The organism is Marinobacter salarius (assembly GCF_032922745.1).
In the GTDB taxonomy this organism is placed as follows: Bacteria; Pseudomonadota; Gammaproteobacteria; order Pseudomonadales; family Oleiphilaceae; genus Marinobacter.
In genome coordinates this window covers 4169260-4189035 of record NZ_CP136693.1, presented here as the reverse complement: position 1 = coordinate 4189035, position 19776 = coordinate 4169260, and the positions used below count along the sequence as shown (strand labels likewise).

Genomic DNA, 19776 nt, shown 5'->3' with positions numbered 1-19776 from the left:
TCAGTCCACGGTTGCCTGCTGTGGGTTCTGCTGCCGGAACAGCTGCTGCCAGTCGGTCTGTTCACTCCACGTCTGCAAGCGTTCCATGGCCGCAAGCAACTGCTCTTTCTGATACTCCATATCCGGCGCTGAGCACTTCAAGGCGGTTTCCAATTGGTTCGCGGCAGCGCGCAGCTCCGGCACGCCGCAGTAGCGCGTGGCGCCATGCAGTTTGTGGACGCATTCCAGAAGCTCGCTCATGTTGCCGCTGTTCCAGAGTTCCGGTACTTGGTCGATATCGGCATGGATTTGTTCAACGAGCATGCTGAACAGCTCCTCGGCCAGATCTGCTTTTCCGGCAGCCAACTGTATGCTTTCGGCCACGCTGACACAGTCAGCTTGTTTATTCCTGGTCGACGGGCGAACCGAACGACGTGTATCGCGTACCTCTGGTACCGGCAGGTGTTCACCGGCGGAGCCGGGGTGACAGGTATAGCCGGTGTAGTCGTGAATAATGTCGATCAGTTGACTATTGCTGATGGGTTTGGCTAGGTAACCATCAAACCCCTGCTGGATCAGCCGATCTTGCTCTTCTGCGAGGGCATGGGCCGTCAGCGCAATGATTGGAGTGCGATGGTTGGTGCCATCCAGGCCTCGTAGCCTCTCCGTGGTTTCCACTCCGTCCATTCCGGGCATCTGAAGATCCATGAATACCAGGTCGAACGAGTGTTGGCGGGCCTTGCTCAGTGCTTCAAAGCCGCTGGTCGCGCCTTCAGCCATAACGCCGCAGTCGTTGAGCAGGGTCATTACCAGCTTCAGGTTGGCATCGTTATCGTCCACCGCCAGCACCTTGGGTACGCGTGTTGATTGGGAGGGCAGCTCACGGTTAATGGTATGGGAATGATCCGGCAACTGGCGTTGCCGGTTGCTGATACCGTGCACCAGCAACAACAGTTCATCGTACAGGGATTCGCGGCATACTGGCTTGGTCAGGTGGCCACTGGCCAGCCCCGACAGCGGCGTATCGTGAGTTTCAAGAGTGGGGGTCAACAGCAGTGTGCGGCAATCCCGCTCCAGCTCCAGTGATCTTACCAACGAACAGTACTGACTCGAATTCAACAGGTGACGGGTAATGCCAACAATCGCGACGGCGTAGCCGGACTGCTCCTTTTGGGCTTCCTCTATCTGCTCCTGCATGGCACCCGGTGATGACACCCGCTCTACCGTCATGCCCCATTCCCGGAGCATGTGTTCCACCGCCAGGCCAGTGGTTTTCTGTTGGTCGAGGTAGATGGCCTTTTCGCCAAACAGAGCGTCTTTGGGTGCGATGGCTTCGCCGGTGGAGGACAGTTCCGAGGTCAGCGTAAACCAGAACGTTGACCCCTTGCCGAGCTCACTCTCAAGCCCGATCTTGCCGCCCATTTCCTCAACCAGGCGCTTGGAGATCGCAAGCCCCAGCCCGGTGCCACCGTATTGCCGGGCAGTAGACGCGTCGGCTTGGCTGAAGGCGTTGAACAGGGACTGCTGCTGAGCTCGCGAGAGCCCGACACCGGAATCGGTAATGCTGAGCCTCAGGGTGATCTGGTTGCTCTCTTTATCTTCTTCTTCAAGGCTGGCGCGCAGAACCACTTCACCGGTCTGAGTGAATTTGATGGCATTGTTGACCAGGTTGGTAATCACCTGCTTTACCCGCAGCGGATCACCCATGATATTGTCTGGTACATCGTTGTAGACCAGCGGGACCAGGTCCAGGTTCTTGCTGTGAGCAGCGGGAGCCAGCATCACCATAACTTCCTCTACGATGTCCCGGAGCTGGAAGGGAATACGGTCGAGGATGAGTTTGCCGGCCTCGATCTTGGAGAAATCGAGAATGTCGTTGATGATGGTCAGCAGAATTTCCGATGACTTGCGGATAGTGCTCAGGTGGTCCCGCTGCTGCCGCGGTAGCGGGCTTTTCAGCAGCAATTCGGTAAAACCGATGATGCCATTCAGCGGTGTGCGGATTTCGTGGGACATGTTGGCCAGGAATTCCGACTTTATGCGGCTGGCTTCCAGGGCTTCCTTGCGGGCGAAATCGAGTTCGATGTTCTGGATTTCGATGGTTTCCAGGGTTTCCCTGAGGTCTTCCGTGGCCTGGTCAATGTTTTGCTGCATCTCTGCCTGGGCTTTGCTCAGTTCTCCGGCCATGGCGTTCAGGCCGGATTCCAATTGCTCGAACTCCGGGCCGGCGCGGGTGTAGACACGGGTGTCCAGCTTACCTTCCTTGAGCTTCGCCACGGCTTCATTGAGTTCGAAGACCGGATCGGTGAACGAACGGCTCAGACGCAGGGCAATCACCAGGCTGAGAAGCACACCACCCAGTACCAGCAGGAGGGAAATCAACAGTGCTTTGTAGGTTTCCTTCTCCGTGCGTATGTGGGACATCTCAACCGTTACCCAGCCAATCGGTTTTTTGCCTGCGCCCACGTTCTGGCGGGAATCCGGGTCAAGCATGCTTTCGATCATCAGGTCCTGGAGGTAGACCGGTGTTACAAAGACGGTACTGTCGGGACGAGTAACCCGTACCGCCTTTTCGCCGGTCAAGGTGTCCTTGCCTATATCATCGGAGCTTCCCGGGCCGCTATGCAGCAGCCGATTGTGCTTGCTGTCGAAGAAGGTAATAGAGCGCACATCCTGTTCTTCCAACAGGGCGTTGGAGAGGCTGCTGAGCAGACTTCGATTGGCAGTGAACAGGCCGTATTCCGAGCCCGCCGACAACTGGCGTGACAATGACTCGCCGCGATCCTGCAGCAGGTTCTCAATGTTGTTGACCCAGCTGTAGGTAAAGAACAGCCCCAGCATCAGTGTGGTCAGAAGGGTGGGGACGAGTGTCACCACCAGTACTTTTTTGCGTATGCCCCAGCGCCGCATAGTGAGTTCCCGATTGACGTCGCCGACCTGATGTTCGGCATTCTTCCCTGTCAGAATAGTTGATTCCACGCAGTCTGACCGTGATGGCGCCCCGGATATAGCCCACAGTCATGGATATAGCGAGAAGCCGTATTGGGAGACTGCGGATATTCCGCGTATCATGCGAACCCGGAGTGTATCACAGGCTTGTGTTGTCGGCGTTACCGGCTGGCGGCGGGTTCCGGAAGAATTGAGGAAGGTTACAACATGCATTTCCCGACCATTGAAGATTATGTAGGGCATACGCCTCTTGTGCGTCTGCAGCGGCTTCCGGGCGAGACCAGCAATGTGATTCTGGCCAAGCTTGAGGGTAATAACCCTGCCGGTTCGGTGAAAGACCGTCCTGCCATCAGCATGATCCAGGAAGCAGAGCGCCGGGGTGAAATCAAACCGGGCGATACCCTGATAGAAGCCACCAGTGGAAATACCGGAATTGCCCTGGCGATGGCGGCGGCCATCAAGGGCTATCGTATGGTGCTGATTATGCCCGCGAACATGAGCGAGGAGCGTCGGGCATCGATGCGCGCCTATGGGGCGGAGATTGTCACCGTCACCAAAGAGGAAGGCATGGAAACCGCCCGCGACCTGGCCCAACAAATGGAAGCGGAAGGCAAGGGCAAAGTGCTGGATCAGTTTGCCAACCAGGACAACCCGCTGGCGCATTACCGCACCACCGGCCCGGAAATCTGGGAGCAGACGGCAGGGCGGGTTACGCATTTTGTCAGCTCCATGGGTACCACCGGGACCATCATGGGCGTGTCCAGGTATTTCAAGGAACGGAACCCGGATATCCAGATTGTTGGCCTGCAGCCCCAGGAAGGGGCGTCTATCCCCGGCATCCGGCGCTGGCCGGAGCCGTACCTGCCGAAAATTTTTGATGCCACCCGTGTGGATACGGTCATGGACATTGGCCAGCAGGAAGCTGAGGACACTATGCGTGCCCTGGCCAGCGAGGAAGGGATTTTCTGCGGTGTTTCATCAGGTGGCTCCATCGCTGCGGCCCTCAAGCTGTCGGCACAGGTTGAAAACGCGGTGATCGTGGCCATTATCTGTGACCGGGGTGATCGTTACCTTTCCACCGGTGTGTTTCCGGGTGCCTGAACCCATCAAGACCTGAATCCAGTTAAGAGACTTTCTATGAGTAGAAGACGCAGGAAGGCCCTGCCAAGCGAACCGGTGCGCTGTGTGATTGAAACCCTCAGTCACGATGGCCGGGGCATCGCCCGGGACAACGGTAAAGCACAGTTCGTCGACGGCGGCCTGCCGGGCGAGACGGTCATGGCAAAATTTATCAGTACACGCAGCAAGTTTGATGAATTGCGGGCTGTGGAAGTGCTTGAAGCCGACGACGCGCGTATAACACCGCCCTGTAATTTCGCCGATCTTTGTGGTGGGTGTAGCCTCCAGCACATGAGTGGCGATGCCCAGATCCGGTTCAAGGAAAATACCTTGCGGGAACATTTTGCCCATTTCGGGGGCATTGAACCCGAAGAGTGGGTGGCGCCCATGCGTTCCCCGGCCCTCGGTTATCGCCGCAAGGCTCGGCTGGGCGTGAAATACGTGCCTGCACGGGAATCGGTGCTGGTCGGGTTCCGGGAAAAGCGCAACAGTTTCCTGACCGATATTGATCGCTGCGTGGTGTTGGATCCGCGTATTGGCGATCGCATCACCCCTTTGCGCGAACTGCTACATGGCATGGACGCCTATCGGCGCATACCGCAGGTGGAGGTCGCCTGCGGCGACGATTCAGCGGCGATGATATTTCGCAACATGGACCCACTGAGCGATTCCGATAGGCAGGGGTTGATCGAGTTCGGCCAGGCCCATGAATTGCATATCTACCTGCAACCGAAAGGGCCGGATACTGTTCACAGAATCTGGCCCGAGTCTGGCGAGGAGCGACTGTCCTACGACATGGAAGAATTCGACCTGACCATGAAGTTCCATCCCATGGACTTTACCCAGGTCAATGTGGACATCAATCGCAACATGGTACACCGAGCCGTAGAGTGGCTGGACATCCAGCCCGGTGAGCGGGTGCTGGACCTTTTCTGCGGACTGGGTAACTTTACTCTACCGCTGGCCCGCCGCGCCGGGCAGGTGGTTGGTGTGGAAGGTGACGATGCCATGGTGGTCCGCGGACGGGAAAATGCGGAACTCAACGGGCTATCGAATGTCGCATTCCACGGCGCTGACTTACAGGCGGATTTCACATCACAACCGTGGGCAGCGGAAGGGTTCGACAAAATACTGATTGATCCGCCGCGTTCCGGGGCTCAGGAGGTGTGTGAATACCTGACGGCCTTTGGTGCTAAGCGAATTATTTATGTTTCCTGCAACCCGGCTACGTTGGCCAGGGACGCAGGAGTGATGGTGCGTAATGGTTATCGGCTGGTGAGGGCGGGCGTTATGGACATGTTCCCTCACACCACCCATGTTGAATCCATGGCGATGTTCGAGCGCGTGGATAATTGATGTCTCTCGGGACCGGTCACGGATGGCCGGATAAGCGACCAGGAAGAACAAGAGCGATATGGTAAAAGTTCGCGAAGACTATGCAGTGACGGGTGACGGCCAGGTTGATATCGAGCGCTGGGTTCGTCAGATCGAGTCACAAACGCATCTTGAGAATGCTGAACAATTCCGGCGGGCCTGTGAGATGGCCGCCGCCATTGATGTCCAGGCGGTACGTGAGGACAGGGTTTGGGCCCCGGGTGCCAGCAGCTTTCGCACCGGCATAGAAATGGCTCAGGTATTGGTGGAGCTGCACCTCGACCAGACCAGTCTGGTGGCGGCAATTCTCTACCGCGCGGTGCGGGAGGAACGGATTCCCCTGGAGAAAATCCGCAAGGAGTTCGGCAATGAGGTGGCCGGGCTGATTGACGGTGTGCAGCAGATGGCGGCGATATCGTCCATCCATCACCCACTCAAGGGCAATGTGCTGGGCCAGACCGAAGGCCAGCTCGACAACGTTCGCAAGATGTTGGTCACCATGATCGACGACGTCCGGGTGGCGCTGATCAAGCTTGCTGAGCGCACCTGCGCCATTCGTGCCGTAAAAAACGCGTCTGAAGAGAAGCGCATGCGAGTGGCCCGTGAGGTGTTCGATATCTATGCGCCGCTGGCGCATCGACTGGGTATCGGTCACATCAAGTGGGAGCTGGAAGACCTTTCATTTCGCTACCTGCACGAGACTGCTTACAAAAAAATCGCCAAGTTGCTCGATGAAAAGCGGCTCGACCGCGAAAGCTACATAAAGCGTGTCATCACTACCATCAAGGACGAACTGGTTGCGTCTGGAATAGAAGGCGAGCTTTCAGGGCGTGCTAAGCACATCTACAGTATCTGGCGGAAAATGCGGCGCAAGGGCATCGATTTTTCCCAGGTGTACGATGTTCGGGCCGTCCGCATCCTGGTGCCGGAAGTCCGTGACTGTTACGCCGCGCTTGGTATCGTGCACACACTCTGGCGCCATATTCCCAACGAATTTGACGATTACGTCGCCAACCCCAAGGAAAACGGGTATCAGTCCCTGCACACGGCTGTCATCGGTCCGGAAGGCAAGGTGATGGAGGTGCAGATCCGTACCCAGGCCATGCATGAGGAAGCGGAGCTTGGCGTTTGTGCTCACTGGCTCTACAAGGGCATGGACAAGGGTAACCGGTCTGTAGGCTACGATGCCAAGATCAACTGGCTACGGCAGGTGCTGGAATGGCAGGAAGAGCTCGGCGACCTGTCCGGGCTGGCGGATCATCTCAAGTCCGATGTTGCCTCCGACCGGGTCTACGTGTTCACGCCGGAAGGCCATGTGGTAGACCTGCCACAGGGTGCGACACCGGTGGATTTCGCCTATCGCGTGCACACCGAAATCGGCCATGCCTGTCGCGGGGCCAAGGTTAATAGCCGCATCGTGCCGCTGACCTACCCGCTGAAGACCGGTGATCAGATATCCATCCTCACGTCCAATAACCAGGCGCCCAGCCGTGACTGGCTTAACCCGAGCCTGGGGTATATCCAGACCTCCCGTGCCCGGGCCAAGGTCACCCATTGGTTCAAGCAGCAAGACCGCGACCGCAACATTGTCGATGGCCGGGCGATCCTGGAAGACGAATTCAAACGCCTGTCGCTGTACGAAGTGGATCTCAACGACCTGGCCCGCAAAGTGAACTATCAAGCCGCCGAGGATATGTTTGCGGCGGTGGGCGCAGGCGATCTTCGCCCCACCCACGTGGCCAACGTCGCCCAGCAGATGCTGGAGCCGAAATCCGAGCAACTGGATCTGAAGCTCAGCACCCAGAGGCGCAAGCCCTATGACACCGAATCGGATATCCAGATTCTGGGCGTTGGCAAGCTCAAGACCCAGGTGGCGAAATGCTGCAAACCCCTGCCGGGTGATCCGATTGGCGGCTACATCACCGTCGGCCGTGGCGTCACTGTGCATCGGCAGGACTGCATCACTTTCCTGAATCTGAAGGAGTTCGAGCCTAATCGGATTATCGAGGTGAGTTGGGGCGGTCAGCCTGTGGCTGTGTATCCTGTTGATGTCGAAATTGAAGCCTACGACCGTTCCGGTTTGTTGCGGGATATCACCCAGGTGCTGTCGTCCTCCAAAAGTGACGTTCTGGCTCTCAACACCTTATCCAACAAGGATGAGAATACGGCCACCATGACCGTGACCCTGGAAATTTCCAGCCTCGACCAGTTGGCCAAGTTGCTTGCCCAGATTCGCAATCTCCCCAATATCATTGATGTCAGGCGAAAGCGATCATGAGCTATTCCATTGATGATCTCAAAACGTTGATGGCGCGACTGCGGGACCCGGAGTCCGGATGCCCGTGGGATACCCGCCAGAGCTACAAAACCATCGTGCCCCATACCATTGAAGAGGCCTATGAGGTTGCGGATGCCATCGACCGTGAGGACTATCCGCATCTGGAAGATGAGCTGGGTGACCTGCTGTTCCAGGTAATTTTCTACAGCCAGATGGGAAAAGAAGACAACCACTTTGACTTCGACTCGGTGGTTGATAATCTCGTGCGCAAGCTAGTCCGGCGCCATCCCCACGTGTTCCCGGAAGGCACTCTGGAAAGCCGGATCGATCCGGACAACCGACCCAGCGAGGCTGACATCAAGGCAAGTTGGGAACGTATCAAGGCGGAGGAGCGGGCGGCGAAGCCGGAGACGTCTGCGGAGAAAGAGCCATCAAGCCGGCTCGACGGCATTGCCCGGACGCTCCCCGCAATGGTGCGCGCTGAGAAACTTCAGCGCAGGGCCGCCAATCATGGCTTTGATTGGCCAGAGGTTGAACCGGTCTTCGACAAGCTTCACGAAGAGCTCGATGAGCTAAAGAAAGCCTGGTATGACGCGAGCTCCGGCGATGGTCCGACAGAGGCGCTGGAGGACGAGCTGGGTGACCTGATGTTTGTGTGCGTCAACCTGGCACGTTTCATGAAAGTTAATCCTGAGCAGGCCCTCAACAGCACAAATCACAAGTTTGAGATGCGATTCCGTGCTATTGAGGAACACCTCGAACGCGAAGGCCGTGATATTGACGGCGAATCGCTGGAGGCATTGGACGCCATCTGGCAAGCCGTCAAAGGGGTTGAAAAGACTCGTAAAAAGTAACGGATAAGTACAATCCGTTACCAAGTTTTCCGCCCCGGGTGCGGTCGCTTCGTCTACACTTCCGGTTAAGGATGCACACATTTCGTGCACCCTGTGGGCCACCAAGAAGATGCAGGAGTGAAGGCACCATGAAAATCAAAGATCTGGTCAACTACTGGGACAAGCACGCACGTGGTCGTCTGACTCGTGATGCGTATTTTGCCGACCTCTCTGACCAGCATCACAAGCGACTGGAGAAACTGGCCGCGTTGTATCCGATGAAGTCTTCTCAGGACCTGATGCGAGATCTGATTTCCGCTGCCCTTGATGAACTGGAAACCAGCTTCCCGTACGTTCAGGGATCAAAGGTTGTTGCGTTCGATGAAGACGGCTTCGAAATCTATGAAGATCAGGGGATGACGCCGCGCTTCATCAGTCTCAGCCAGAAGCATATCCAGCGGCTGAAGGCGCGCCAGCTCGAATCGGTTGCCTGATCAGGCCAACACCTGATTAATCGCGACGACTCTGCAAGACCCGACGGGGTGGTTTTGCCACCCCGTAGCGAAGTGCCCCCGCTTTATTTATCCTTGCCTTCCAGCTTGTCCTTCAACGGGCTCAGTCTGACCAGGTCGTCCAGCGCGGCGCCAATCATGTCATTCAGTATGTCACTCTCTGAACGGTCCGGGTAAAGTTCGGCCAGCGCTGCTATGCGTGCGGCATCTTCCAGTGGCAAGCGGAGATTGTAATCGTGGCTCCGCTCAACGGACTCTTTCTTGCTTTCCCAGTGTTTGGGCAGATCGGTTACTTTCATGGATACTCCTTGCGGCGACAGGCTTTAATCGTTAGAAAGGCTTTATGAGAGTAAACAGTATCGTTAGTTTACTTCGCCTCCGTCAATTTAAAAGGACGTCAATGTGACCGAGCTACACCCTGACCTTCGAGAAAACGTTCGCATGCTGGGCGAGTTGCTGGGGCAGAGTATCCAGCGTCACCCCGGGCAAGATTGCTACGAGTTGATAGAAGAAGTGCGGGCGGCTGCCAAGGCCGACCGTCGCCAGGAAAGCGGTTCCGGCCAGCGCCTGGTCAACCTGCTGGGCAAACTTCGTGATGACGAGTTGCTGCCGGTAACACGTGCCTTTAACCAGTTCCTGAACCTGGCCAATCTGGCGGAACAGTACCACGGTATCCGTCGCAAGCGTGGCCATCAATCGGACCTGATGGTGGAATCCCTTGAAGAGGTGTTTGGCCGCCTCAAAGACGGTGGTGTCAGTGCCGATGAACTGCACAGGCGAGTGGCTGACCTTCGTATCGAGTACGTTCTGACGGCACATCCCACGGAAGTGGCCCGCCGCACACTGATTATGAAGTATGACGAAATGTCCGATTGCCTGGCTCGCCTGGACCATGAGGACCTGTTGCCCGCGGAGCGTGATGAAATCGTCGGACGCCTGTCGCAACTGGTTACCGAAGCCTGGCACACGGATGAGATTCGGCATGAGCGCCCGACGGCGGTTGACGAAGCCAAGTGGGGATTTGCCGTTATTGAGAACAGTCTGTGGCAGGCATTGCCGCGCTTTCTGCGAAGCCTCGATCTGTCGCTTTCAGACGCCACGGGGAATGGACTACCGCTGGACGCGTCGCCCATCCGGATCGCCTCCTGGATGGGCGGTGATCGCGATGGCAACCCCAATGTGACCCATAAAGTAACCCGCAAGGTGTTCCTGCTGGGCCGCTGGATGGCAGCCGACTTGTACCTGCGGGATATCCAGTCCCTGCGTGCGGAATTGTCCATGTGGCAGGCCAGTGATGAGCTGCGGGACGTCGCTGGTGATACCCGGGAGCCCTATCGCCAGGTGCTGGCCGGGTTGAGGGAAAAACTGATCAAAACCCGGGACTGGGCGGAAGCCAGGGTTGCCGGCGAGCCTGCCGACGCCACCGGCATTCTGTTTGCCAACGAGGACTTCACAGGGCCATTGGAGCTTTGTTATCGGTCCCTGGTGGACTGTGGGCTGGAATCCATTGCCAATGGTCCGCTGCTGGACACCATTCGCCGCGCCCATACCTTTGGTCTGCCTCTAATCCGCCTGGACATCCGCCAGGAGTCGACCCGTCATGCCGAGGCGGTTGCGGAAATGGTGGATTACCTGGGGTTGGGCGATTATCTGTCCTGGTCCGAACAGGAGCGCCAGGATTTCCTGGTGCGCGAACTCAAAGGGCGCCGGCCACTGATTCCCAGGCACTGGAAACCCTCCGAGGAAGTCGCCGAGGTGCTGGCTACCTGCGAAGTGGTAGCAGAGCAGACGCCGGAAGCGCTGGGTTCCTATGTCATCTCCATGGCCAGCAAACCGTCGGACGTGCTGAACGTGATTCTGCTGCTACGTGAAGCGGGTATGAAAAACCCGATGCGGGTGGTGCCTCTCTTTGAGACCCTGGATGACCTGCGCGGCGCCCCTGACAGTATGGCGGCGCTCTACAGCGTGGACTGGTATCGGGATTATTGCGAAGGCCGGCAGGAAGTCATGATTGGCTATTCCGATTCCTCCAAAGACGCTGGCCAGATGATGGCCGCCTGGGCTCAGTACCAGGCCCAGGAAAAGCTTACCGAGGTCGCCAATCAGTATGGCGTCCACCTCACGCTGTTCCATGGCCGGGGTGGCACCGTAGGCCGTGGTGGCGGCCCGGCCAACCGCGCAATACTGTCCCAACCGCCGGGTTCGGTGAACGGCAGTTTTCGGATCACCGAGCAGGGTGAGATGATCCGCTTCAAGTTTGGTCTCCCCCGGCTGGCGGAACAGAGCCTTACGCTGTACACCACTGCGGTGATCGAGGCCACCCTGGCGCCACCGCGAGGGCCAGAACCGGAATGGCGGGAGGCTATGGACTGGCTCACCGAACGTTCCCTCAAAGCCTACCGTGACGTGGTCCGGGACAACCCGGATTTCGTTCCCTATTTCCGTCAGGTTACCCCGGAGCAGGCGCTGGGTAAGCTGGCCCTCGGTAGCCGCCCGGCAAGACGTAAACCCGGCGGTGGCGTGGAAAGCCTGCGGGCCATTCCCTGGATCTTCGCGTGGACCCAGATGCGGATGATGCTGCCCAGTTGGCTGGGTAGCGACGTTGCCCTGGAGGAGGCTTTCCACAACGATCGCGTGCCGGTGCTGCGAGAAATGATGCAGCAATGGCCGTTCTTCAAAACCTATGTGGATATGCTGGAAATGGTGCTGGCAAAATCCGACCTGCGAATCGCCAGCTACTACGAAAAGACGTTGATCGATGATCCCAAACTGCTTGAACTCGGCAAGAACCTGCGGGAGCGCCTGCAAGGCTGCATCCGTCATTTGCTGGAATTGAAGCAGCAGGACAGTTTGCTGGAACAGGAACCTGTGTTTGCCCATTCCATGCGCGTACGTAATCCGTATACTGATCCGCTACACTATCTACAGGCGGAACTGCTCAAGCGTGACCGTGAGGGCGAGGGGAAGGGCGAAGTGCCCGAAATGGTGGAACGCGCACTCAAAGTTACCATGGCCGGTATTGCAGCTGGCATGCGGAACACCGGCTAGAGCAGGTTCGGCGGACCATAAAAAAACAGGAGTAACGCCGTGGCGTTAGCGGCAAAACTGGAACGCTTTTTAGCCGGCAAGGGAATTGCCTATCGGGAACTTGAGATTGATCAGGTGCTTAGCTTTGACGCCGCAGTTATGGCGTCCGGGCGTCCTCAGGATGAGTTTATCCGGGCAACGCCCCTGATCGACATCAATGGCGTTGTCATGGCCGTTCACGGTTACAACACCAGTCTGGATCTGGACCTGGTGCACAAGCAGACCGGCCGACGCCTGCAGCCGTTAACGGCCCGCCAGTCCGCCCGGCTGTTTGCCGACTGTGATCCGGGTTTTCAGCCGCCGGTCGGGGCAGCCTATGATCTGCCGGTACTTGTCGATGAGGGCATCCTGGGGTACCCCCGTACCCTGATGTGCTGCGGAACCGACAATACGCTTCTTGAACTGGATCGTACCTCTCTGGCAAGGGCTCTGGCAGACGCCACTCAGGGCCACCTGGCGCTTCGTGGGCAAAACAACGATGAGCGTGATGCCCTGACGCTGGAAGAGGTGGCCGACAAGTTGCAGAAGCTCTATCGCCTGCCGCCGATGCCTGCGCTGGCGCTGCGCATTCTCCGTTTGACGGCCAATTCCGAGGCGACCGCCCGCGAGCTGGGCGAGCTGATTGAGTTTGACCCCAGCCTTACCGCGCAGATCATGCGCTATGCCCGTTCCGCTCTATTCAACTATCCCGGTCAGATCAACTCGGTACAGGAAGCGGTGACCCGGGTGCTTGGGTTCGACCGTGTTGCCCATATCGCGCTGGGTATCGCGTCGGTGCGTGCTTTCGAAGTGCCCCGTCAGGGCATGCTTGGGATGGACCAGTTCTGGCGCCACTCCTTGTATAACGCGTTTGTGTGCCAGCGTATGGCGCCAAAGTGTCATTCAGACAAAGGCCTGGCGTATCTGTGTGGCCTGCTGCACAACTTTGGCCTACTGCTGGTCGGCCACCTGTTTGCCCAGGAATTTGACGAGCTGAATGCGTTGCGTGAAGCCAATCCCGACGCCAGTATGCACTCGCTGGAGCAGCAGGTGTTCGGGGCCAGCAACGACCAACAGATGCTGGCGGTTGGCCACGGCGCCATTGGTGGCATCCTTCACCGGCTTTGGGAACTGCCTGACCCGGTGGTCAAGGCCGCGGGCATGCACCAGCAGGCCGGCTATCATGGCGAGCATGAACCGTATGTGCTTATGGTCCAGTTGGCCAATGGGCTGCTGAAGGAAAGGGGGATTGGGGATGAATTCAACCCGGATGATATTGTCTCCCTTGCGTCGTCCCTCGGGCTTTCGGAAGGGGATGTCGCCCGTCTGAACGAGGAGATTGACAACGTTTCTGGGGAGCTGGACGCGCTGGCATTATCCCTGTCATCCTGACCTTCGAGCACTATCAACCACAGCCTGCAACTCACAGCCCGATGTAACCTTTTGGTGCATGCTACGGAGGTCCACTTTCTATGAGGGGGCTGAGTTCGTATAATGCGCCTTCCTTGGCAGGGGCTGCGGGCTCGTTGCTGCCGAGAAGCTGTCGCAAAGCTGCCGGGTTTTGCAACAGCTTTTCAAATGATAATGACTACAACGGGAGCACAGCGTTATGAGAATCATCATGTTAGGCGCGCCAGGCGCAGGCAAGGGTACGCAGGCCCAGTTCATAACCGAACGGTTTGAAATCCCACAGATTTCGACCGGCGACATGCTTCGCGCGGCGGTGAAAGCCGAGTCCGATCTTGGCAAGCAGGTCAAGGAAGTGATGGCTTCTGGCGGCCTGGTGTCTGATGACATCATCATTGCGCTCATCGAAGAACGGGTTAAGCAGCCTGACTGCAAGAACGGCTTCCTGCTCGACGGTTTCCCCCGCACCATTCCCCAGGCCGAGGCCTTGAAAGACCAGGGTATTGTCATTGACTACGTGGTAGAAATCGCCGTTGATGACGAGGAAATCGTAAGCCGTCTGTCAGGTCGCCGGGTGCACGAGGGCAGTGGTCGTATCTATCATGTGAAGTACGATCCCCCCAAGACCGAAGGTAAAGACGACGAGACCGGCGATGCCCTCATCCAGCGCGAGGACGACAAGGAAGAAACCGTCCGCAAACGCCTGAAGATCTACCACGAGCAAACCGCGCCACTGGTCGGTTACTATCAGGACTGGGCGAAAGAAGCCCCTGCGGCTGCGCCGAAATATGTGCGCGTAAAAGGCGTAGGCAGTCTGGATGACATTCGCAACCAGATCCTTACCCAACTGAAGTAACCTCGTGAAATTACTGGCACTGGATACCTCATCAGAGGGCTGCTCAGCAGCCCTGCTGGTGGATAACAGCTTGGTGGAGCGGTTCGACTTGGCTCCCCGGGGCCACACCCGTCTGTTGATGCCGATGATCCGCGAGCTTCTCGCCGAGAAGAAATTGGTGCCGGCGGACCTCGATGCGCTTGCATTTGCCTGTGGTCCGGGCTCGTTCACGGGTCTTCGCATTGCCACGGGGGTTGTTCAGGGGCTGGCCTATGGTCTCGGAATTCCCGTTATTCCGGTTTCATCCCTGGCAGCCGTTGCCGAGGATGCGACACACCACTGGCAGATGCTGGACGGCGACGCCGTTGCAGTGGCCTTCGATGCCCGCATGGGTGAAGTGTATTGGGCCTGTTATATCTGCAAGGATGGGCAGCCAGAGTTGATGGGGCACGAACAGGTGTGCGCACCGGCGTCTGTGGCTCTGGCTGATGGCGCATCCCGATGGTTTGGTGCCGGCCAGGGATGGAATCTGAAAGAAAACTTCCCGGATGGTGTTGCCGCAACCATGCAGCACCTCGACGAGACTCTGGTGCCCAGGGCGTCCAGAGTGGCGGAGATCGCCGCCCGCGACTTTCGTGCGGGAGCGGGGGTGCCGGCCGAACAGGCGCAACCGGTTTATATTCGTGATGAAGTGGCCTGGAAAAAACTGCCCGGCCGCTGACAACAATCTCACTGCTACCACCCGGAATCACTGCCGATGGAACTGTGGCACATTATTGTATTGGCCGTTGTACAGGGGCTGACGGAGTTTCTGCCGATCAGCAGTTCGGCCCATCTGATTCTTCCTTCACAGGTATTCGGCTGGCCGGATCAGGGCCTCGCCTTCGATGTCGCTGTTCATGTAGGGACGTTGGCAGCTGTTGTCTGGTACTTTCGCTCGGAGGTGGCTCGCCTAACGGTCGCCTGGGTCGGAGACACGGCTCGGGGCCGTGTCAGGCAGGACAGTGGCCTTGCGTGGGCGGTCATCGCCGGCACGGTTCCGGCCGGACTGGCGGGTCTGCTGCTTAATGATTTCATTGAAACCTCTCTGCGTTCGGGGTTGGTGATTGCGGTTTCGACCATCGGCTTTGGTTTGGTGCTGTGGTGGTCAGACGCGGTGGGGCGTCGCAAACGGGACCTGCCGGCATTGACCATGAAAGATGCGGTGATCATCGGCGTGGCTCAGGCGCTGGCTCTGATCCCGGGCACTTCCCGATCCGGTATTACCATCACGGCGGCTCTGTTTCTCGGGTTTGGACGAGAGGCCGCTGCCCGATTCTCGTTCCTGTTGTCGATCCCGCTGATTCTCGCGGCCGGACTGCTGAAAACCCTGGAGTTGGTGGAGCAGGGCGGGGCCACCGACTGGGCCGCGATTGCCCTGGGTGCTGCGCTGTCATTTGTCAGTGCCGTGGTCTGTATTCACCTGTTCCTCAAGTTTCTTGAGCAGCTTGGCCTGATGCCGTTCGTTATATACCGCCTGGTACTCGGTCTGCTGTTGCTTGTTATGCTCTGGTAGGGTAAGAATTGAACAGCCTGCTTTAAAATCGGCTCGGGATCTTCCATAATCCAGAATCTGTGGTCTTTATAACCGGTGTGCCAGAATGATCGGTGGTGTTAACCCAAACAGCAGTCTCCCTTTCCAGTCCGGCAATAGTAGCCCGGTTCGTGAGCGCAGTGACGTTGCCCGGGCGCCTGCGTCCGCACCCGATAACGACAGCCAGGCAGTTCGCCGTGATCTCACCGATGCACAGTCCCCCAACGCCGAACAACGGCCGATTCCTTCTGTTGAGTCGCTTGAGCGCCGGGTCGAGGCGCGTCAGGCTGCGGAGGATGTGCGCCTGGAGCGTTTCCGCGCCGATGAAGTTTCCCTGAGCACCTCCAGAGCCCTGTCCACGTTTGCCGATGTCGCCGCCGGAGGCGATGTCGCGGATGCAGGGCTCTCAGGCATCGATATCCTGGTTTGATGCCGCCTGGAAACACCCTGTCCGAACTCGCAGTCGGCTGCAGCCCTCTTGGTGACTTCCACGCCGCACGTTCCCTGGCTGAAACATTGTCGCTGCCCCTGCTGGGCACGCTTCGTCCGCGAGACGTTCGTGACTACCCAGTGCTGCTGTTTCTGGACGAAAATGGTCTTGGCCTACAGGTGACCGGCAAGGGGGCTCCAGGGCCTGTCAGGGCCGAGTTTGTGACCGGGAAGGCGGGATACCGAAGAGAGCACGGCGGTGGCACCGGCCAGCTGATTGCCAAGGCCGTTGGCCTGAAGAAAGCCCGCCAGTCCCTTCATGTTCTGGATGCAACTGCTGGCCTTGGTCAGGATGCGTTTGTATTGGCCTCCCTGGGCTGCAGGTTAACCCTTTTCGAACGTTCGCCGGTTATCCATGCGTTGCTTAGTGATGGACTTTCCCGCGCGGCGTTGAATGAGCAAAGCGCGCCCATTGTTGCCCGGATGGCACTGCAGTCGGGTAGCAGTATCGACTGGTTATCGCAGGCGGGCGCGGGCGCCGCGGATGTGATCTACCTTGACCCGATGTTTCCCCATCGCGACAAGTCGGCCCTGGTCAAGAAGGAAATGCAGGTGTTCCGCACGGTGGTGGGAGACGACGATGACTCACCGGCGTTGTTGAAGGCCGCGTTGGCGGTGGCAACCTATCGCGTTGTCGTCAAACGCCCGCGCAAGGCGAAGCCAGTGAGTGGCCCTGAACCCACCACCCGTATTGAAGGGAAGAGCAGCCGGTACGACATCTACTCCATCAAGGCGTTTCCCGCCGGATAGGTCACCGGTCGCGTTCAGGCCCCAAGCATGGTCACCTGCTGAATGGCCTGGCGTTTTTCCACACTTAGCACCAACCGTGCGTCTTCCGCTACTTCATCCAGGCCGTCGGTGTAGCACAGCAGCCCGTCGTCATCGGTGGTGATAACGCCATTGTGCTGCATGTTGGCGATGAAGTTACGGAACAGGGTCTTGTCGAAGAACTCCGGCGCATTGAGGCCGAACAGGATGGACATACGCTCGGCCAGAAGCGTGCTCTGCTCTTCCAGTTCGCCGGCGGTAATCTTACCCGACCCGTATTTGCGCAAGATGCCGATGGCAATGTGATAGCGTTCTAGGGTCTGGATGATGAACCGTGACAGCACTCGCAGGCGCAGCATGGCATCGGTGCCTTCCTCGGGGCGGCTGATCCTGTCTTCCTCTTCTTCGAACAGCAACCCTTTCGCCAATAGAACGTCGATCCATTGGTTGATGACCCCGTCAATCTCCTCGGCATCGTATTTGAGGAAAAGTTCGGATTTCAGATAGGGGTAAGCCACGCTGGCCAGGAACTCAATCTTGTCCCGGCGCAGGGAGTTCTTGTTCTCGAACAGGCTCGCGATTAGAGAAGGCAGGGCAAACAGGTGTTGGATATTGTTGCGGTAATAGGTCATCAGGATCGCGTTGCTGCCTTCCAGCGCGATGATGTCACCCAATTTCTGGGGCTGGCGCGTGATCAGTCCCATGTTTTCGCAGTAGTCGACCCAATCCTTGCCACTGCCTTCCGGCAGCGTGATGGTGTCGGCGTAGGGAAACGCTTTCAGCAGGTCGGCATACTGGTCCATCAGGCGGATCAACTGGCCTTCATCCATAGCCAGGCGATCGGTGCCCAGCAAGACCGTCGCGGTCATGCCAATGGGATTGACGGCTACAGATGCGTTAATGCTGGACGCAACACGATTGGACAGTTCAGACACTGCCTGATTGAGCCATTTTGGCCGGTACTCGGAATCGTAGGCTTCTTTCCGCCAGCTTGGTTCGACCTCGTTCAGTACCTCCGCAAGAGGAATCGCTTCACCGAAGTTTACAGCGACCTGACCAAATGAGTTGCTCAACTTGCGAACCGTCTTGGCAATCGCAAGCACGCTCTCTTTCTGTTTTTTCTTGCCCCGTAATTCACCGAGGTAAGAGCGGCCTTCCATCACCTTCTCGTAACCGATGTATACCGGGACGAACACGATGGGTTTGCGATGGTCCCGCAGGAAGCTGCGGACGGTCATGGACAGCATGCCGGGACGAGGCTGGAGCATGCGGCCAGTACGGCTGCGCCCGCCCTCGACGAAGTACTCAACGGAATAGCCGCGGGAGAACATCACGTGCATGTATTCGTTGAAAACCGTGGCGTAGAGCGGGTTGTCACGGAAGCTCCGACGCATGAAGAACGCGCCGCCGCGTCGCAGGATGGGGCCAACAATAGGCATGTTCAGGTTGATGCCCGCAGCAATGTGCGGGGGCATCAGTCCGTTCTTATAGAGCACGTAGGACAGCAGCAGGTAATCTATGTGGGAGCGATGGCAGGGAACATACACTACGGCATTGTCCTGAGCTTCTTCCTTGGCAACGCGGATGTTGTTGATAGCGATGCCATTGTAGATACGGTTCCACAGCCAAGACAGCACCACTTCCAGGAAACGTATGGTCACGATGGACATGCTGGCAGCGATCTCGTCCGCATATTTGTACGCCTTGGCGCGCACCTTTTCCGGGGGGATATCATCCTTGCGGGCGGTTTCCCGGATGGCTTCCTTGACCGCCTGGGTCCGCACCAGTCCACCTACCAATGTGCGGCGGTGAGACAGGTCCGGGCCGAGCACGGCTTGGCGCACCCTGCGGAAATGGGTACGGAGAATGCGGGCGAGCTTACGGTTGGCGCGTTCCTCGCTATGGCGGTATTCGTCAATCACCTGCTTCAGGGACAGGGGCTGATTGAACTGCACGTAAGTGCTGCGGCCATGCACCATAATGATCAGGAATTTCTGCAAACGCCCAGCCACGGACCAGGTGTCGGACAGCAGCAGTTTGACCAGCGATTTTTCCTTGTCCGGGGAGCGCCCCCAGAACAGCGACACAGGGACGATCTGAACATCCTGCTCAGGGTGTTCCAGGCCATGGCGAACCAGCGCCCGGAACTCACCGGTGGGAACCGGCGTCTGGCGACGACGGAAAAGACCACCAATCCGGCGGTAGAGGAAAAAGAAAGAGTGGTTCGGACCGTTCTTGACCGGAAGGGACGACTCGGCACCGGGCAGACCGGCTCGCAGCACCTCCTGTTCCAGGACTAATCGGCTGGACAGCGAGCTGTACTGCAGTACGTAGCAAACCGGTTTTTCCGGGTCTACTCCCAGGGCTTCCACGCTGTTGCCACTCACATCCGTCCGGACCCACAAAAACAGGATTTTGCGAAAAAGGGTCAGGATCAGGCTGCGAAGGCCCAGGAAAAAACGCATAAACGGTCGCTCCGGTTCACAAAACAGGCGGTAAGTTTACTTGGTTGCATGCAGCGCGGAAAGCCATGCAGTCGTTCTGTTGTGTTGTGCCGCTGTGATACATTTCCAGCTCTACCCACATAATAGCTT

15 protein-coding genes are annotated in these 19776 nt (G+C 57.9%); 12 read left to right on the top strand and 3 right to left on the bottom strand.

The annotated features are described in order from the left end of the window. Positions 1-2889, bottom strand: coding sequence for an ATP-binding protein (locus R1T46_RS19485; RefSeq protein ID WP_317308340.1), 2889 nt, complete (start codon positions 2887-2889; stop codon positions 1-3). A 246-nt stretch (positions 2890-3135) separates the two neighbouring features. Here R1T46_RS19485 and cysM point away from each other — a divergent pair, with 246 nt between their 5' ends. The 5 genes from cysM (at position 3136) to R1T46_RS19460 (ending at position 9026) form a co-directional block, all read left to right on the top strand. Beyond that, positions 3136-4029, top strand: coding sequence for a cysteine synthase CysM (cysM, locus tag R1T46_RS19480; protein WP_036204217.1), 894 nt, complete (start codon positions 3136-3138; stop codon positions 4027-4029). A gap of 36 nt (positions 4030-4065) precedes the next feature. Then, entirely contained in the window at positions 4066-5403 is a 1338-nt protein-coding gene (rlmD, locus tag R1T46_RS19475; RefSeq protein WP_317306691.1) for a 23S rRNA (uracil(1939)-C(5))-methyltransferase RlmD, read from the top strand. 58 nt (positions 5404-5461) lie between these two features. Continuing rightward, the gene (gene relA / locus R1T46_RS19470; protein WP_317306690.1) at positions 5462-7699 is read left to right on the top strand and encodes a GTP diphosphokinase; all 2238 of its coding nucleotides are present in this window, start codon (positions 5462-5464) and stop codon (positions 7697-7699) included. Then, positions 7696-8553, top strand: coding sequence for a nucleoside triphosphate pyrophosphohydrolase (gene mazG / locus R1T46_RS19465; protein WP_317306689.1), 858 nt, complete (start codon positions 7696-7698; stop codon positions 8551-8553). The genes relA and mazG overlap by 4 nt, the downstream gene beginning before the upstream one ends. 128 nt (positions 8554-8681) lie before the next feature. After that, complete coding sequence (locus R1T46_RS19460) at positions 8682-9026, top strand: hypothetical protein (RefSeq protein ID WP_007152055.1); 345 nt, start codon at positions 8682-8684, stop codon at positions 9024-9026. 83 nt (positions 9027-9109) lie between these two features. On the opposite strand, the gene R1T46_RS19455 is transcribed toward R1T46_RS19460, so the two are convergent. Further along, on the bottom strand, positions 9110-9343 hold the full coding sequence (locus R1T46_RS19455; RefSeq protein ID WP_007152054.1) for a hypothetical protein: 234 nt from the start codon (positions 9341-9343) through the stop codon (positions 9110-9112). A gap of 103 nt (positions 9344-9446) precedes the next feature. Here R1T46_RS19455 and ppc point away from each other — a divergent pair, with 103 nt between their 5' ends. The 7 genes from ppc (at position 9447) to R1T46_RS19420 (ending at position 17164) form a co-directional block, all read left to right on the top strand. Next, positions 9447-12092 (top strand): phosphoenolpyruvate carboxylase, encoded by a 2646-nt coding sequence (ppc, locus tag R1T46_RS19450; RefSeq protein WP_317306688.1) that lies wholly within the window; start codon positions 9447-9449, stop codon positions 12090-12092. 39 nt (positions 12093-12131) lie between these two features. After that, entirely contained in the window at positions 12132-13502 is a 1371-nt protein-coding gene (locus R1T46_RS19445; RefSeq protein ID WP_317306686.1) for an HDOD domain-containing protein, read from the top strand. Positions 13503-13719: 217 nt separating this feature from the next. After that, positions 13720-14373, top strand: a complete 654-nt coding sequence (gene adk, locus R1T46_RS19440; RefSeq protein ID WP_317306684.1) for an adenylate kinase — start codon at positions 13720-13722, stop codon at positions 14371-14373. Positions 14374-14377: 4 nt separating this feature from the next. Beyond that, the gene (tsaB, locus tag R1T46_RS19435; RefSeq protein ID WP_317306683.1) at positions 14378-15073 is read left to right on the top strand and encodes a tRNA (adenosine(37)-N6)-threonylcarbamoyltransferase complex dimerization subunit type 1 TsaB; all 696 of its coding nucleotides are present in this window, start codon (positions 14378-14380) and stop codon (positions 15071-15073) included. A gap of 36 nt (positions 15074-15109) precedes the next feature. Continuing rightward, positions 15110-15907 (top strand): undecaprenyl-diphosphate phosphatase, encoded by a 798-nt coding sequence (locus R1T46_RS19430; protein ID WP_317306682.1) that lies wholly within the window; start codon positions 15110-15112, stop codon positions 15905-15907. Between the two features lie 85 nt (positions 15908-15992). Then, the gene (locus R1T46_RS19425; protein ID WP_317306681.1) at positions 15993-16355 is read left to right on the top strand and encodes a UDP pyrophosphate phosphatase; all 363 of its coding nucleotides are present in this window, start codon (positions 15993-15995) and stop codon (positions 16353-16355) included. Then, complete coding sequence (locus tag R1T46_RS19420; protein ID WP_317306680.1) at positions 16355-17164, top strand: class I SAM-dependent methyltransferase; 810 nt, start codon at positions 16355-16357, stop codon at positions 17162-17164. The genes R1T46_RS19425 and R1T46_RS19420 overlap by 1 nt, the downstream gene beginning before the upstream one ends. Before the next feature lie 14 nt (positions 17165-17178). Here R1T46_RS19420 and plsB read toward each other — a convergent pair whose 3' ends face one another. Further along, positions 17179-19647 carry a glycerol-3-phosphate 1-O-acyltransferase PlsB gene (gene plsB, locus R1T46_RS19415; protein ID WP_317306679.1) on the bottom strand — a complete coding sequence of 823 codons (2469 nt, stop codon included), beginning with the start codon at positions 19645-19647 and terminating at the stop codon, positions 17179-17181. Positions 19648-19776 lie beyond the last annotated feature (129 nt).

Bases quoted from the DNA above. Each gene is read 5' to 3' on its own strand.
- R1T46_RS19485 (WP_317308340.1), bottom strand. From the start codon at position 2,889: ATGCGGCGCTGGGGCATACGCAAAAAAGTACTGGTGGTGACACTCGTC.
- cysM (WP_036204217.1), top strand. From the start codon at position 3,136: ATGCATTTCCCGACCATTGAAGATTATGTAGGGCATACGCCTCTTGTG.
- rlmD (WP_317306691.1), top strand. From the start codon at position 4,066: ATGAGTAGAAGACGCAGGAAGGCCCTGCCAAGCGAACCGGTGCGCTGT.
- relA (WP_317306690.1), top strand. From the start codon at position 5,462: ATGGTAAAAGTTCGCGAAGACTATGCAGTGACGGGTGACGGCCAGGTT.
- mazG (WP_317306689.1), top strand. From the start codon at position 7,696: ATGAGCTATTCCATTGATGATCTCAAAACGTTGATGGCGCGACTGCGG.
- R1T46_RS19460 (WP_007152055.1), top strand. From the start codon at position 8,682: ATGAAAATCAAAGATCTGGTCAACTACTGGGACAAGCACGCACGTGGT.
- R1T46_RS19455 (WP_007152054.1), bottom strand. From the start codon at position 9,343: ATGAAAGTAACCGATCTGCCCAAACACTGGGAAAGCAAGAAAGAGTCC.
- adk (WP_317306684.1), top strand. From the start codon at position 13,720: ATGAGAATCATCATGTTAGGCGCGCCAGGCGCAGGCAAGGGTACGCAG.
- R1T46_RS19430 (WP_317306682.1), top strand. From the start codon at position 15,110: ATGGAACTGTGGCACATTATTGTATTGGCCGTTGTACAGGGGCTGACG.
- R1T46_RS19425 (WP_317306681.1), top strand. From the start codon at position 15,993: ATGATCGGTGGTGTTAACCCAAACAGCAGTCTCCCTTTCCAGTCCGGC.
- R1T46_RS19420 (WP_317306680.1), top strand. From the start codon at position 16,355: ATGCCGCCTGGAAACACCCTGTCCGAACTCGCAGTCGGCTGCAGCCCT.
- plsB (WP_317306679.1), bottom strand. From the start codon at position 19,647: ATGCGTTTTTTCCTGGGCCTTCGCAGCCTGATCCTGACCCTTTTTCGC.